This window comes from Legionella qingyii (genome assembly GCF_003184185.1).
Genome location: NZ_QHJG01000002.1, coordinates 113,723 through 129,919, shown reverse-complemented (window position 1 = coordinate 129,919; position 16,197 = coordinate 113,723). Strand labels below are relative to the sequence as shown.

The following is a 16,197-nucleotide window of genomic DNA, read 5'->3' as shown; positions in this document are numbered from 1 at the left end:
GCCTGGGTGCAGCTCAGCGAAATCCGGGCTAGCTTTTTTAACTTAACGAACCTCCACTAGCGAGTATTCGAATTGCTTCTTTTGCATCAGGTTGTCCTAGATTGGCAGCGGCATTGATCCAAAACCAGGCTTTCTTTCGGTCTTCTACCACTCCTTTACCATAGTAGTACATATAACCTACAGCATACTGTGCATCAGGCTGACCTTTTTGAGCTAATGGTTTTAAGCGAATAAACGCCTTGCGATACTCTTCAAGTCTGAAATTTTCAATTCCTTCTCGTAAATTGATCGCATTAGTCATAGTACACCCGGCAAGAATAGAAATAAAAATTACAACGAGTAATAGGTTAAATAAACGTCTCATAAATTTTTATTCCCCTTCCAAAGGCTTTGCTACTGGTTCAAAGATTAATTCATTTTTAGGTAAACTTAAACTCTCTAAAGTACCATTGCGTTCGACCAAAATTCCAGACGCCATAATGCGCTTAATCACTGCACCGCCAGGAATGGTATCACCCAATTTATACGTATTTTCTTCCCCATCAGCAGAACGAATGATTACTTGAGAATCATTTATCTGATTGGCAAATAAAATGCCTACTAAAGTAACATTCAGCATTGATTTCTTAATAGTGGATAAATTATCAGAAACATAAACACCAAATAAAGAAGAATGTAAAATAGCATCAAAAGAATTTTGCTTTGATATCACAGGCATCTCATTTGTGGTTTCAGGCTCTGCCTGGATCGGTACAGGGGAAAATAGCAAGGTAGCGTACTCAGTAATAATCAGTATGGAAAGAAGCGAAATTAAGGCGATAATAATCCATTGTGCGTATTTTGCTGAAAATAAAGCTTGAATATCAAATTTCATTGTCAAAACGCCCCTGAAGTATAAACTTGCCTAGACCTAGACTCCTTGCAGTGCTTTGGAGAAGTAGAACTTGCCTATATATAGAACCCCCACTAGAATATCCTACATAAACCGCTCTGAAAAGATCGTCCGCCCATAAATAACCCTTTTTCCAAATTCGCTGTGAAGAGTGAAGTATTAGGAGACGCAGAGGGAAGAATCGGGATGTACGTACCAGTACATGAGAATTCGAGCACTGCATCGACGAAACATTCTCCTCTGTCAAGTTTGAACAGAGGTCTAATGAAGAAGGTATCGATATAAAAAAATTTACAGCCCTAAGGATAGTCCAATGAAAAAGAATCACTTTGAAACTCGAGCCATTCATGCAGGTCAGAAACCTTGCCCAAGTACTGGAGCAGTCATGACGCCTATATATGCAACATCAACCTACAAACAAATTGCCCCGGGCGAACATCTTGGCTACGAATATTCCCGCACGCATAACCCCACTCGGGGGGCCTATGAAGGATGTATTGCCAGTTTAGAGTCTGGGGAGCGGGGTTTTGCTTTCGCTTCTGGAATGGCTGCAATTAATACGGTTGTTGATTTATTGAATGCCGGAGATCATGTTGTTGCCATGGATGATCTTTATGGAGGTACTTTTCGATTATTTGACAAAGTCAAAACCCGTACATCCGGATTATCCTTTTCTTTTGTAGACATGACTGATGCACGCAATATAGAAGCTGCGATTACACCAAAAACACGCATGCTTTGGGTAGAAACACCTTCAAATCCCATGCTAAAACTGGCCAATTTGCGGGAAATAGCAACCATAGCCAAACGCCATAATCTCATCGCGGTTGCCGACAATACTTTTGCAACTCCTTGGATTCAGAGGCCCATTGAATTAGGATTTGACATTGTATTGCATTCGGCAACTAAATACCTCAATGGTCATTCAGACGTAGTCAGTGGCGCCGTGGTTGTTGGTGACAATCCAGATTTAGCGGACAAAATCGCTTTTCTCCATAATTCCTGTGGCGGAATTGCAGGTCCATTTGACAGTTTTCTGGTTTTAAGAAGTTTAAAAACCCTGTCATTACGTATGGAACGACATTGCGAAAATGCCCATCATTTAGCAAATTGGCTGAGTAATCAGTCCAGAGTTAAAAAAGTCATTTATCCAGGCCTTGCAAGCCATCCTCAACATCTGTTAGCTAAAGAACAAATGCATGGGTTTGGCGGCATGATATCCATAGTAATTGATGGTGGCATTGATGCCGCCAAACGCTTTCTTGCTCGCTGTGAATTATTTACTCTGGCCGAAAGTCTTGGCGGTGTAGAAAGCTTAATCGAGCATCCAGCAATTATGACACATGCATCTATCCCCCCAGAAAAACGTAAAGTGTTAGGAATCGAAGATGGATTTATTCGGCTCTCAGTGGGCATAGAACATGTGGAAGATTTACAAGCTGATTTGGAATATGCACTGGCATATTAAATTTTGATTGGTATCCTGAGTGCAAAAGTTAATATAGGAAAAATAAATGCAGACTTTACAAACTATAATAGAGCAAGGTTTTGAACAACGCCAAACGTTATCAATTGATACAGCTCCTCCGGAACTCATCACAGCAGTAAATGAAGTGCTTTCTTGTTTGGACAGCGGTCAATATCGAGTTGCTGAAAAAATAAATAATGAATGGGTTGTACATCAATGGATAAAAAAGGCTGTTCTTTTATCTTTTAGACTTTACCCCAATCAAGTAATAGATTCAGGTTTTTGTCAGTTTTATGACAAAGTACCGCTTAAATACAATAACTATACTGAAGAACAATTTAAACAAACGGGGGTACGCGTGGTACCGCATGCCATGGTTCGCAAAGGAGCATACATTGCAAAAAACTGTGTTTTAATGCCCTCTTACGTCAATGTGGGTGCATATATTGATGAAGGAGTCATGGTAGATACCTGGGCTACAGTAGGTTCCTGTGCCCAAATCGGTAAAAACGTGCATCTTTCGGGCGGAGTAGGCATAGGTGGCGTGCTAGAGCCTTTGCAAGCTAATCCGACAATTATCGAAGACAATTGTTTTATCGGTGCCCGCTCAGAAGTAGTTGAAGGGGTCATCGTGGAGCGAAATTCTGTCTTATCTATGGGCGTTTATTTAGGACAAAGTACCAAAATATACAATCGTCTCACTGGGCAAATTACGTATGGTCGTATCCCGGAAGGATCTGTGGTAGTAGCTGGTAGTTTGCCTAGTGAAGACAAAAGTTATAGTTTGTATTGCGCGGTCATTGTGAAACAAGTGGATGAAAAGACCAGAGCGAAAGTAAGCATTAATGAACTATTGAGAGCTAACTAGCATATGATTGAGCCGAAAAAAATGGTAGAAGGTTTAGAAGAAATCGTGGCGAAGCTCGTTAGCTTTCCCTCGATTAGCCCCGAGGATGCAGGTTGCCAAGAATTTATGATCCAATTTTTGGAGCAAGCGGGATTTACTTGTCAACGGATGAATAAAGATTCTGTATCCAACTTTTTTGCATCTTATGGAGAATCTGGACCTTTCCTAGTATTTGCGGGCCATACGGATGTCGTTCCTGTTGGTGATATCACAAAATGGTTGTCTGATCCGTTTGTGACACAGAATAAAAACGGAATGCTCTACGGACGTGGTGTTGCCGACATGAAAGGAAGCCTGGCTTGCATGTTGCTGATGGCGAAACGATTTATTAAAACCTATCCCAAATTTCAAGGAAGATTAGGTTTTCTAATTACTAGTGGTGAGGAAGGTGATGATTATGATATGGGCACCCCTTATGTCATGCAGCTCTTGCAAAATCAAGGCATTCAAATTGATTATTGCATTGTTGGTGAACCTTCAAGTAGTCAAAAAGTAGGTGATGTGATTAAAATTGGTCGACGCGGTTCATTAAGCGCCAAAATTAGGTTACATGGAAAACAAGGTCATGTTGCTTACCCGCATTTGGCTGACAATCCAATCCATAAAATTAGCCCCACATTAGCGAAACTGACCACTACACTTTGGGATCAGGGTAATAATCATTTCCCACCAACATCCATGCAAATTACTCACCTTCAATCAGGAGGGCATGCAGCAAATATTATTCCTGGAGATCTGGTTTTACATCTCAATTTTAGGTACTCAACAGAACAAACACACGGCGCATTAAAAGAAAAAGTTCTTGCTGCTTTTCAGGAACATGATCTCAATCCTGTCATTGAATGGCGTCTAAGTGGAGAGCCCTTCTTGACAGCTCAGGGCGCTTTATTAGAAAGTTGTAAGCAAGCAATCATCGAGCTAACTGGAAATACACCTGAGCTTTCTACCAGTGGCGGAACATCTGATGGCCGCTTTATCGCACCCTATGGCGTTGAAGTAGTAGAACTTGGCCCTGTTAATGCCACGATTCATCAAGTGAATGAATGTGTCTCCTTAAATGAGCTGCATCAATTAGAAAATTTATACTTTTCAATTTCTGAAAAATTGTTAATCAATTAGGCTCTGTTTCATTACACTAGCTTGAGCTAAAGTGGTCTATACTTTGAGAAAAGCAATTGAATTTATTGTAGTTTCATTGTTTTCATAACCTGGGTGAGGCGTAGTGAACCCAGGCTGCAATTAAAATGGCACTATAAGGAGAGACGAGCATGAACGGTTGCAAATTAAGCCCTGTAGCTCTAGGTCTTGCATTTGGAGTTCTCTGGGGTGTATCTATTCTAGTCATGGGATTACTGGCTTACTATTATACCTATGGTCATGGTTTTGTAATTGCATTAGGGACTTTATATCCTGGATATGCGCCTTCAATCCAAGGAAGTTTACTAGGCGGTGTTATAGGTTTTATTGACGCATTCATCACAGGTTTTATCATCGCCTGGTTGTACAATGTATTTTGTTGCTGCAAATGTGTGTGCTGCGACAAGAAAAAGCATGAAGAAGTTAAATAACGCTAGATAGTCTAGCCTGAGCAAAGATGCGACCCGTAAACCGATAGAAGCGGTGCAAAAAAGTAAGGCAAAAAACCCGGGTTCCGCTGCGCTTCCCCCAGGCTAGATATAATAATTTAGTTTACAACATGCCATGTGCCATCTGGCTGACGACATGCACTACCACGTAATGTTTGTGGTTTTCCATCAATAATTGCCTTAGTTAGATATTCACGGCAAGGCAAATGCTCACGATAATAAGTACGAGTGGGTTGTACTGTATAGCTATTTCCAGTGTCTGGATTTGACCAATGCACTGATCTGCCGGTGGGTGCAGTTTCTAAGGCGCGTTGCATTTCCATTCTATCCACTTTATCCATATATTTACCAATTTGACCACCCAAATAAGCACCAGCAATAGCTCCACCTGCTGTTGCTGCCAATCTAGCTGCTGGGCCACCTCCAAATTGACTTCCAATTAACCCGCCAATAACTCCACCTGAGATAGTACCGACATCTTGATGATTCATTGATGCACAACCAACTAATAATAAAGACAAAGATGCAACAGCTATTTTTTTCATAACATATCACCCAATTTAAAGGTTATAAAAATCGGTTGTAATTCTATCATCACGTTCAGTTATTATCCATAGCTAAATGGGTCTGGGTGAACCGCGGTGGAGACCGGGTTACGGTCCTTCGGATTGCACTCAGGCTACATTATTATTAATCGTGGCGAACTCGCTCAGAGATTTGACACAATAACTCATATCCCGAAGTACCTGCAGCTTTTGCGACTCGCTCAACCAAAATATGCGTCCCCCAAAGCTCAACAGGTGCCCCAGGTTTTACTTCTGAATGATCGGTTAAATCCACAGCAAGCATATCCATTGAGACTCGTCCTACTATAGGCACTTCTTTGCCTTGGACCCAAACGGGTGTGTTTGCCGCTATATGCCGTGGATAACCATCACCATAACCAGCAGCAACAATACCAATAATCGAAGGCTTTTCGCTTTTCCAAATCCCACCATACCCAACTTGGGCTAAAGGAGGATTATGATAAACAGCACTAATTGCTGAAACAAAACGCATTACGGGGAGCAAACCCAAATCAATCGCGGTCTGATTAGTGAAAGGAGATACACCATAAAGCATAATACCAGGCCTGACAACATCGGCGTGAGTCTGTGGAAACGAAATAATAGCGGCCGAATTGGCGATACTGCGTTGACTAAATCCAGCGACTGAAATACTTTCAAATAAAGCAATTTGTTGGGAATTTTCAATGCGCTCTGGCTCATCAGCGCAAGCTAAATGAGTCATCAAGCCAATCTCTTTATCCACCCACGGACATGATTGTAATGCATCCATGACTCCTTGCAGCTCATGCGTTTTAAAACCTAAGCGATGCATACCCGTATTCACTTTAACCCAAAGTTTAATGGGTCTATCTAAAGGGGTATTTAATAGCCATTGTACTTGGTGCGGTTGATGAATAACACAACCAAATTGATGCTGAGCCACCACCTTAAACTCATCAGGACTAAATACACCTTGAAAAAGAATGCAATGAGTTCGAATTCCTATTTTGCGAAGAACCAGAGCTTCTTCAATACACGCGACACCAAAAGCATCGACGTGTCCTTCCAATATTGGTGCGACAACATGTACACCACAGCCATAGGCATTGGCTTTAACCATAGCAATTATTTTCTTGCCAGGAGCCAAGCGTCTTATCCGCGCTAAATTATGGTGTAATGCATTGGGTTCTATCACCAACCGGGTTGGTCTGGACATCTTAATCTACCCCTTGATAACCATTGTAAGCTAAATCTTCAAAACGAGTGTACTTACCAATAAAGGCTACACGTACCTTACCAATAGGGCCATTTCTTTGTTTTGCTACAATTATCTCTGCTGTTCCTTTATCTGGACTGTCTTCATGATAGACTTCATCTCGATAAATAAAACAAATTAAATCGGCATCTTGCTCAATCGCTCCAGATTCACGTAAATCCGACATTACAGGACGTTTATCTGCGCGTTGCTCCAAACTTCGGTTCAACTGAGATAAAGCAATCACTGGCACTTGTAACTCTTTTGCCAGCGATTTAAGGCTGCGTGAAATTTCAGAGATTTCTGCCGTTCTATTATCAGCACCAAAGCCTGGTACTTTCATTAATTGTAAATAATCCACCACAATTAGACCAAGATTTCCATGATCTTTGGCCAACCGCCGGGCTCGCGCACGCATTTCACCAGGACTTAAAGCTGGAGTATCATCGATAAACAAAGGAGCTTCCGAAAGCATATGCACGGCAGAGGTGACACGAGGCCAATCATCATCATCCAATTTACCCGTTCTAATTTTATGCTGATCAATACGGCCTAAAGAAGACATCATCCTCATTGCCAAAGAATCCGATGGCATTTCCATAGAAAAAACAAGTACGGGTTTTCCAGATTTAATTGCAGCATGTTCTGCCATATTCATAACTAAAGTCGTTTTACCCATGGAAGGACGACCTGCAACAATAACTAGATCAGAAGGCTGTAATCCAGAGGTCATTTCATCCAAATCAGACAAGCCCGTAGCAAGTCCAGTAATGGCATCGCCATTATGGTAAAGTGCATCAATTTTTTCCACTGCACGAACCAAAACTGATTTTATATTTTCAGGTCCGCCATCACCCGCTGTTTGTTCGCCGATAGCAAAAACTCTGGTTTCTGCCATATCAAGTAACTCAGGGACTTGTCTGCCCCCAGGATTATATGCCGAATCAGCAATCTCAGTGGCCACAGCAATAAGCTGTCTTTGCACTGATTTTTCTCGAACTATATCAGCATAAGCAGATATGTTAGCAACGCTGGGGGTATTATTAGCCAGTTCAAATAAATAGGCTTCACCACCTGCATCATCTAATTCGTTGTAAGACTTTAATGCATCTAGCAGAGTCACGACATCAAAAGGTTGATCTTTCTTTACCAACGAAGAAATTGCTCGAAATAAAATTCGATGCTCAGTGCGATAAAAATCTGCTTCACATAATTTATTGCTGACTTTATCCCAAACCTCATTATCTAACATTAATCCACCAAGGATGGATTGTTCTGCTTCCACTGAATGAGGTGGGCGCTTTAAAGGATCAACTGTCTTTTTGGAATTTTGCAGATCATACATGGTAGTGACATAATGAGAGTTTGGAACGGTGTCTATTGTAATGATCTTTTAAAAGGATGTCACCCTGAACAACCGGACAAAAATCATACCTTCATTGAATTACATCTTTTTTGTCATTCCCAGGGAGATGGGAATGACAAAAAATTAATTTTGTTTGTCAATTATTGCTTTTGCCAAACTTGAGTACGGCCTAATAAAGAAATACCTACATATCCTCGAACCAAGAGTTTATTGCCTTGGACAGTGAGCTTGGCGCGATAGACTTTACCTGACTTAGGATCTAATATTGACCCACCGCCCCATTGATTATCACCTTCATTTTTCAATCCCCACATAAACTGCAGTCCTTGGATTTTCTTACCTTTAAATGCACCAGGACATTTCTCACAAATACCAGTATCACCAGGCTGTGGAAATACCTTATTAATAACCGCGCTTAAAGTACCTCCAGATTCACTAATGGTAACAACTGCTCTTTTCTGACCTGTTTTATCATCAATTGTTACCCACGTACCTACCGGTGCTTGAGATGCGGCAAGTGCTGCAGGCAAATAGATTACAGCAACAAAAAAACCACAAGCTAGCTTCCATAAGTTCATAATTTTCTCCATGTTTACAATCATTTATAGCTTATGCCATGATCGAAAACTATGCCAGTTCTAAATAAAATATATTTCTAAATTGAGTGTTTATCTTGGATAAAATAAGGCATTGTAGCCTGAGTGCAACACAGGAGAACCCACAGGACTTAAGAAAAACCCCAATCTCTTCGTTAAAAACATTTTTTGCCTCAACCTTGGGGTTTTTCGTAAGTCCTGCCCATTTTTTAACATGAATAATCTTCTTAATCCCAAATTCATCTGCACTATCCCAAAGCTCAAGAGGAGTAACATCAACTCACATTAGGTTAGGGGCATAAAAAATTGTTCTACATCCTCTTCACTTAAAGTCATTGCTTTAGCAGGATCAGCAGATAAAATACCTTCTACTAATAGTCTCTTTTTCTCTTGCATCCCTAAAATGGCTTCCTCTACCGTACCCGATGTAATCAACTTATAGACAAACACAGGATTTTCTTGGCCTATACGATGTATTCGATCGGTCGCTTGGTCCTCTACTGCTGGGTTCCACCAGGGATCATAATGAATTACTGTATCAGCACGCGTTAAGTTAAGTCCAGTACCTCCTGCTTTCAAACTGATAAGAAAAACAGGCGTTTTTCCTTCTTGAAATTTTTCCACCATTGCCTGCCGATTTAGCGTCTGACCTGTTAACTTTAAGTAATCATAATTTCTTGTATGCAGCTCTGCTTCAATCAATTGCAACATCGAAGTAAATTGTGAAAAAACCAAAACGCGTCTTCCCTCACCCACCAAATTATCTAATAAATCCATTAGAGCCTCGAGCTTGGCAGAGGTTCCATAGGCGATTTCTGCTTCCGGTAATGACAATAATCTGGGATCACAACAAACTTGACGTAACTTCAGCAGTGCATCTAGAAGAAGAATATGGCTTTTCCCTAATCCTTGTTTGGCAATAGCATCACGAACTTTTTTCTCCATACTCATACGAATCGCTTCATAGAGATCCCGCTGTGGGCCAACAATCTCTATTGTACGAGTCATTTCCGTTTTTGGAGGCAATTCACGAGCCACCTGATTTTTGGTTCTTCTCAATATGAACGGTTGTACTCTCTTAGTCAGCACTTCTCGTCTACCCAAATCTGCATATTTCTCAATAGGAGTTCTGAACCAAAGCCTAAATTGTTTTGCATCACCTAGTAGCCCAGGCATTAGAAAATGAAATAAAGACCATAATTCACCCAAATGATTTTCCAAAGGTGTACCGGTCAGACATAAACGATGGGTAGCGTGGAGCTGCTGAATAATTTGCGTCGTTTTGGTACGCGCGTTTTTTATAAATTGTGCTTCATCCAATATAAGATAATAGAAAGAATAAGCTATAAATTTATCTTTATCACGTTGAATTAATCCATAAGTAGAAACAACAATATCATAGTCATCAAAATTATCCTGATGACGTTCCGAACCATGATAAATTAAAACCTTTAATTGGGGAGTAAAACGTTTTGCTTCAGCCTGCCAATTTCCAACAAGACTTGTTGGGGCAACAATTAAAGTCGCTGCGTTTATACGACCTTGTTCTTTTTCATATTGCAAATGAGCCAAAGTTTGTATTGTTTTACCCAATCCCATATCGTCGGCAAGAATTCCACTAAAATGACTTGTTCGCAAAAATTGCAACCAATTCAATCCATAGCGTTGATAATCTCGCAAATGGGCTTCTAATCCGGCGGGAGGTTGAACTTCAGGAATTTGAGTTAATTGAGAGAGTTGTCTGATTTGCTCTCTTAGGGTTTCAGCGCCTTGCCAACGTGTTTTAGTTGCTGCAATAGCTAACTCAGCCTCTCGCATTAGAATAAGTTGATATTTATTAATTTGCACCTGTTGGTTTTCATCTATATGACGCAAACCAAACTGCAGCAACAAACGGACTAAAGGCTTAATTCGTCCCATTTCTAACTGCAGGGCTCTCCCATCGTGCAATGGCAATTTGACTAATTGTGTATCCGGAAGATTATCCAAATCATTACCACTGTAACGGTGAATCAAGTCAGCTACCAAAGGTACGATACTGACTGGTTTACCCTCAACCAAAATTCCCAATTGATATGAGAAAAAATCAGTTGTATTTTCATACAGATCCGAATACCACTCAACATCATCAGCATGAACCACTTCTTGATACAAAGAGCTAATACACTCAACTCGCCAGTCATGGCTTTTTAACTCAGGTACTAATTGACTGTAAAGAAATTCCAAATCTGCCAAGACGTTAATATTCTGCAAAATAAAATCAGCTTGTTTTACTTTTTCCCATTGTTCACGTTCCCAAGCTCTTGGTACTCTTAACTCAAGTATGTTCTGTACTTCATTCCATTTCGATTTCTCAAAATCCCTATCACGCTTATATTCAATTAAAACCCCATCCTGATGGCAAACAACTGTGTCACACTCTTCAGAAGCTGCTATCTTTAAACCCGCATAATCAAAAACAATCTGTGCTGTAAATAAGGCATGCAATTCTTCTTCGGTATCATAAAGCCAAGAGGATTCTTCACCATGTTCACTAACGGCATCCAGGATAAGTACCGGTATTGGCATAACTTTTCGAACTTCACGCTCTTTAAAAACTTGTGGCATGGGAAATTCAGGACAGGTTTGGGCCATTTTCTTTGCTAATAATTCGGTCTGATCCATTGGGATTGGTGGTGCTTCCAATAAATAGCCTAATTGCTTTATTGGATATGGGGTAATTAAACGCCCCATTTTGCTTTCCAAACAATTAAAATACCAACTGTCATCCAACAATAATGGTTTCAATGCTTTTCCTTCATGCATTAATAACAAATTTTGACTGCCATTATGAGATAACACCCATTCACAGGTACCTTGAATAGGCTCGCTTAAGTGAATTGGTTCATCCTGATTCTGTATAAAAAAAGCCCTCCCAGTGGCAACAACCCTCTCTAATAATTCGCTATTGCGAATAGTTAATGTATCAAACCAACCTGAAACACCACATTTAAACAGCAGCAGCGCTACCAGCTCATTATCATCATCAATAAAATGTTGCTTTTTGGAATCCGAAAGACTATTGAAAGGAATCATTTTTCCATAACCGCCACGTTTTAATAACTTGGCTAAAGCTAATTTAATCGCAACACGATGCTCATAGCCATCAAGTCTTAGCTCTATGAGATAAACTAAATGATGAGTCACTTCAGGTGCTTTCACTACAGCAGCTTCTTGGGCTCGCAAATTTTTCAACCAGCTGTCAAGTCTTCTGTTTAACTTAGCACCAGAGCTCGATTGAGAACTTCCTATTTCTCTATCACGCAAAGCAAACAAACAAGCAGCAGCATGTTTACAATTATATTGATACGCACAAGTACAATGCGCTAATTTCTTTGGCCAAGCCTTCAAATCCATATGTATATCATAAATCTGGCTTGAACTGCCTTTGACTCGTCCTTTTAACAATCCATCACTGAAACGAATATTGAGCACATGTCCATTTTCAAAATACTCTTGACCACGCAATAATATTTTGTCTTCAAAGACTTCTGGCATTTTTGAGAGTGCTTCATTTAACATAAGTGTGTTTTTTACTGGGCAAAGGAACTATTTTAGTCAATTTTTAAATTAATTAACAATTTTATCTTTAAATTAAATGTTCTTTATATAAGGCTCTGTTGACAATTCGCCAGATTAATACAAAATGATGAGAATTTAGAGCAACCGAAATGCACGAAATCTGTGAGAGTCGGAGCGGGTGAAACCTCATCATTTTGATTTAGATGGTAACGTTGTCAACAGGCCCTGCTTTAGCGAACCTTGGGTCTTTTTAGAGTATATATAATGCAGAATAAGCTTGCTGTACTTATGGCACAAATCAATCCTACAGTAGGTGCCTTAACGTCCAACAGAGATAAAATTATAGAGATTATAAAAGGCAACCAAGAAGAGCACAATGTAATTCTCTTTCCTGAACTGGCTTTAACAGGTTATCCCCCAGAAGATTTACTTTTTCGCAAAGAATTTCAAGAAGCAGTTAACGAACATTTAAAACAAATACAAGCTGTAACAAAGGATTGTTATGTTTTGGTAGGACATCCTGGTCATAACCAAAAACAGCTGTACAATAGTGTAAGTATTTTTCATAAGGGGCAAAAAGTTGCTGAATATCACAAGCAAAATTTACCCAACTATGAAATTTTTGACGAGGCACGTTATTTTACTCCAGGCAAAAAAAATCCATGTATTCTGGATATAAATCACTACAAAGTGGGCGTGTTGATTTGTGAAGATTTATGGCATCCAGGCCCCACCGAAGATTTGATAGAGAATGGAATTTCTGTCCTGCTTATTTTGAATGCTTCTCCATTTGACTGCGGCAAATATCACAAAAGAGAATCGCTTTTAAAATTTTATGCGAAACGAGGTATATCCATAATCTATGTGAACCAAATTGGTGGCCAGGATGAACTGTTATTTGATGGCCAATCATTAGCCATTGACCCACAAGGCACAGTTTGTGCACGTGCCCCTGCATTTAAAGAAGATTTATGCACCGTTGAGATCCAAGGAAACTTAATTAAGGGGGCAGTGTCTCCTCTTCATAAGTTTGAACCATTAATCTATGACGCATTAGTTTGTGGTACTCGCGATTATGTAAATAAAAATCATTTTCCTGGAGTTTTGGTTGGACTCTCTGGAGGAATTGATTCAGCATTAACATTGACTGTAGCAGTAGATGCTTTGGGAGCAGATCGAGTTCATGCCGTGCTTATGCCTTCGCGTTATACCGCACAAATGAGTAATGAAGATGCATTAGCTCAAATAGAAAGATTGAACGTATCGCATTCCATCCTATCGATTGAACCCGCTTATAATGCATTGATGACCACCTTAGAACCAGAATTTGCAGGACTAGCTTCTGATACAACTGAAGAAAATATTCAGGCACGCATTCGTGGTTTGTTAATTATGGCATTGTCTAACAAAACAGGAAAAATGGTACTCACAACATCGAATAAAAGTGAGTCCGCTGTAGGCTACGCTACATTATATGGAGACATGGCCGGAGGATTTGCGGTATTAAAAGATGTACTTAAAACCCAAGTTTATGCGCTTGCTCGTTACCGCAATAGTCTTTCTGAAATCATTCCTGAACGCGTTCTAACCCGTGCTCCATCCGCTGAATTAAGAGCAGATCAGACAGATCAGGATAGCTTGCCTGACTATGAGATATTAGATGCAATCATTGTTGCCTACATGGAACACTACTTAACTCCCGAAGAAATCATTCAACAGGGTTTTTCTGCGGAAACAGTAACTAAAGTGATTCAATTGATCAAGCGCAATGAATATAAACGCCGTCAATCTGCACCAGGAATTAAAATTAGCCCAACTGCTTTTGGAAAAGACTGGCGTTATCCGATCACCAATGGTTTTTAACGCACGGTTCTTAGGAGAGCAATGACTGGTAACAATCATCGCTTATCCGACTCGCATTGGGTCTGGGAGGTGTAGACTCTGAGACTAATTGTCAACACCCCCCAAAGAAGTCAAAAAACTATACGATGCTGATATTTTGATGCTGAGTTACATGATTCATGGCATTATGTAATTCAGGAATATTTAGCTTGATGTTTCCTTGCTGATCAATCCATTGTAAGTCAATAAGTGTTTGCAACGTACGTTTATCGTTTTTATGAAGCGCATAGCTTAAAATATCTTCCAGAGATGCTTTATGTTGATCGATTCTTGCTTTAGTGAACGAGCCAAAAAAGCTACTTCTATCTTTTGCTAAGCTCACTTCATATCGAGCACAAAATGCTTTTTTTAATTGAGTCGCAGTGATGTTATGGGGTTCTTCATCACCAGTCCCTGGCTCAATAAAATTAAACTTTGATTTGTATTGTTCATAAAACATATTAGCCAAGATCATATGAAGATCGGCTGTTGGATGAATATCATCCCAGAATGCATAACCTTGCGCAGGAGATGTACCATTGGGTAAGATGACAAAATCGTCAGAGGTTGTATAGGGTTGCGTTAACTTTTTCGGATCAAATCCATAATCTTGTGGGTTTTGGTAAGCATTCACAAAAGTACTATTAATGTCAAATATATCAAATGAGCAAAAAGGGTACATTACTTTAAGCTGCTCACTTGCTTTGGCAAGCTCTTGATTAAAGTAATTGACACAGTCAGATGCATTTTTGCGCGCCTTTTCCCCTTTCTCACCTTTCATATTTTGAAAACGCGGTGTCAAAGAGAGATCAGGTAAATTGAACCAAATAAAATTTCGATACCCACTTTGTATTAAGAGTTCGAGATTTTTTGTTCGCTCCTTAATTGCTCTGTCTACTTCTTGGATTGAAGGTTCCGCATTTACTGTAATTAAATCATTGGCTCCAGACCATTCTATTACCAGAGACTGACTTTTATGTTTTGAAGATAGTTGATGCTCTTTATCATAAGCAAACAACTTGTCACGCATTCCCTTTAAAGTAGGAAGAATAATTCGGCTAAAAAAACGAATCAAACTTGAACTTGGGGTCCAGGCATAATCATACGAACTTAATCCGCCTTGATCATAGGAACGGATAAAATCTTTACCTTCAAACTTGATAAATAGATCATTATCCAAATTATAATCGTACATAATTTCATCAATTATTTTTCGGTCTTTGCTTATAATTGCGTCGGCGATGTCGTCGTTAGAATACTGATACTTCTTTTTAACTTGTTTGATCATAAAATCACTGGCAAAAAATGCTCCAATCATATCAGCCCAAACATACCCATTAGTAAATCGGCCTTTTGCTGAGGTTCCTGATAACCCAGCAAAATAACGCATCGGAATACAACCTAAGATATAGGCTTCGTTTGCAGTCCCTCTATCGCTTAAACTATCACCCATCATTACTACATGTGAAATTTTGGATTGTGTCATGATGTTCATCCTTGTATTAGAGTAGATTTTTTGTACAACCTACATTTTTTACTATATCAGCACGATGCAACGTGTTCCCCGGTCTTCATTTATTCCACAGGACTTACGAAAAATTCTAAGGTCGAGGCAAAAAATGTTTTTAATGAGGGAGTTTAGATATACTAAATGACCGAATTAAAAACATTTTTTAACAAAGAGATTGGCTTTTTTCGTAAGTCCTGTTCCATATAAACTTTGAGCCTCGAGCCTTTAGTGTTGTCAACCTTCGGGTCATGTAAGAGCGCTAATATGACCTTAAAGACATCATTAAAATGTGCAAAACATGAAACAATTCACTTTGTCAGAGACCTGACATACCAGCTATGAAGATTTAAGCTATTTTCTTTTCCGTATACGTGGAAATTGATAGGTTTGAATATTGTGGTACAAAACGATCATCCCTCTCCTCATAGGAAGAGTGGGGAAACGTTTATTTACCAAATTGAGTATATACAGGGATCGGCTAATTAACAAATTAATCAAATACTCATCTCACAAGTCTAAATATAACTACGATAAGATTTCAAGTTAATACACAAAATCCATCGGGAACTACCATCAATTTTTTATTGCTTTATGAAGTTGAGGCAAGACCAACCAAGAAGAGAACAT

At 39.6% G+C, this 16,197-nt stretch carries 13 protein-coding genes; 5 read left to right on the top strand and 8 right to left on the bottom strand.

The window, feature by feature from the left end:
• Nucleotides 1-37 precede the first annotated feature (37 nt).
• A complete protein-coding gene (locus tag DGG96_RS01540) occupies nt 38-364 on the bottom strand; it encodes a tetratricopeptide repeat protein (protein ID WP_110141260.1) in 327 nt (108 codons plus the stop codon).
• 6 nt (nt 365-370) lie between these two features.
• Nucleotides 371-874: a type II secretion system protein N gene (locus DGG96_RS01535; RefSeq protein ID WP_110141259.1), complete on the bottom strand. Its 504-nt coding sequence runs from the start codon at nt 872-874 to the stop codon at nt 371-373.
• Nucleotides 875-1,205: 331 nt separating this feature from the next.
• Between DGG96_RS01535 and DGG96_RS01525 the strand changes: the two genes are divergently transcribed.
• The 4 genes from DGG96_RS01525 to DGG96_RS01510 all read left to right on the top strand — a co-directional run bounded on the left by DGG96_RS01525 (nt 1,206) and on the right by DGG96_RS01510 (nt 4,835).
• Nucleotides 1,206-2,360 carry a trans-sulfuration enzyme family protein gene (locus tag DGG96_RS01525; RefSeq protein WP_110141257.1) on the top strand — a complete coding sequence of 385 codons (1,155 nt, stop codon included), beginning with the start codon at nt 1,206-1,208 and terminating at the stop codon, nt 2,358-2,360.
• A gap of 46 nt (nt 2,361-2,406) precedes the next feature.
• Entirely contained in the window at nt 2,407-3,228 is an 822-nt protein-coding gene (gene dapD, locus DGG96_RS01520; protein ID WP_110141256.1) for a 2,3,4,5-tetrahydropyridine-2,6-dicarboxylate N-succinyltransferase, read from the top strand.
• A 21-nt stretch (nt 3,229-3,249) separates the two neighbouring features.
• Nucleotides 3,250-4,386: a succinyl-diaminopimelate desuccinylase gene (dapE, locus tag DGG96_RS01515; RefSeq protein ID WP_165831560.1), complete on the top strand. Its 1,137-nt coding sequence runs from the start codon at nt 3,250-3,252 to the stop codon at nt 4,384-4,386.
• A 149-nt stretch (nt 4,387-4,535) separates the two neighbouring features.
• Nucleotides 4,536-4,835 (top strand): bacteriophage holin, encoded by a 300-nt coding sequence (locus DGG96_RS01510; RefSeq protein ID WP_110141254.1) that lies wholly within the window; start codon nt 4,536-4,538, stop codon nt 4,833-4,835.
• 116 nt (nt 4,836-4,951) lie between these two features.
• On the opposite strand, the gene DGG96_RS01505 is transcribed toward DGG96_RS01510, so the two are convergent.
• From DGG96_RS01505 to DGG96_RS01485, 5 genes are all read right to left on the bottom strand, one after another.
• Nucleotides 4,952-5,398 carry an RT0821/Lpp0805 family surface protein gene (locus tag DGG96_RS01505; protein WP_110141253.1) on the bottom strand — a complete coding sequence of 149 codons (447 nt, stop codon included), beginning with the start codon at nt 5,396-5,398 and terminating at the stop codon, nt 4,952-4,954.
• Between the two features lie 145 nt (nt 5,399-5,543).
• Nucleotides 5,544-6,617, bottom strand: a complete 1,074-nt coding sequence (gene alr, locus DGG96_RS01500; protein ID WP_110141252.1) for an alanine racemase — start codon at nt 6,615-6,617, stop codon at nt 5,544-5,546.
• Nucleotide 6,618: 1 nt separating this feature from the next.
• Nucleotides 6,619-8,001: a replicative DNA helicase gene (dnaB, locus tag DGG96_RS01495; protein WP_110141251.1), complete on the bottom strand. Its 1,383-nt coding sequence runs from the start codon at nt 7,999-8,001 to the stop codon at nt 6,619-6,621.
• 161 nt (nt 8,002-8,162) lie between these two features.
• The gene (locus DGG96_RS01490) at nt 8,163-8,600 is read right to left on the bottom strand and encodes a DUF2147 domain-containing protein (protein ID WP_110141250.1); all 438 of its coding nucleotides are present in this window, start codon (nt 8,598-8,600) and stop codon (nt 8,163-8,165) included.
• 303 nt (nt 8,601-8,903) lie between these two features.
• The gene (locus DGG96_RS01485) at nt 8,904-12,179 is read right to left on the bottom strand and encodes a DEAD/DEAH box helicase (protein ID WP_110141249.1); all 3,276 of its coding nucleotides are present in this window, start codon (nt 12,177-12,179) and stop codon (nt 8,904-8,906) included.
• Nucleotides 12,180-12,443: 264 nt separating this feature from the next.
• On the opposite strand from DGG96_RS01485, the gene DGG96_RS01480 reads away from it, so the two are divergent.
• On the top strand, nt 12,444-14,042 hold the full coding sequence (locus tag DGG96_RS01480) for an NAD+ synthase (protein WP_110141248.1): 1,599 nt from the start codon (nt 12,444-12,446) through the stop codon (nt 14,040-14,042).
• A gap of 118 nt (nt 14,043-14,160) precedes the next feature.
• Here DGG96_RS01480 and DGG96_RS01475 read toward each other — a convergent pair whose 3' ends face one another.
• Nucleotides 14,161-15,546: an SGNH/GDSL hydrolase family protein gene (locus tag DGG96_RS01475; RefSeq protein ID WP_110141247.1), complete on the bottom strand. Its 1,386-nt coding sequence runs from the start codon at nt 15,544-15,546 to the stop codon at nt 14,161-14,163.
• Nucleotides 15,547-16,197: the final 651 nt, after the last annotated feature.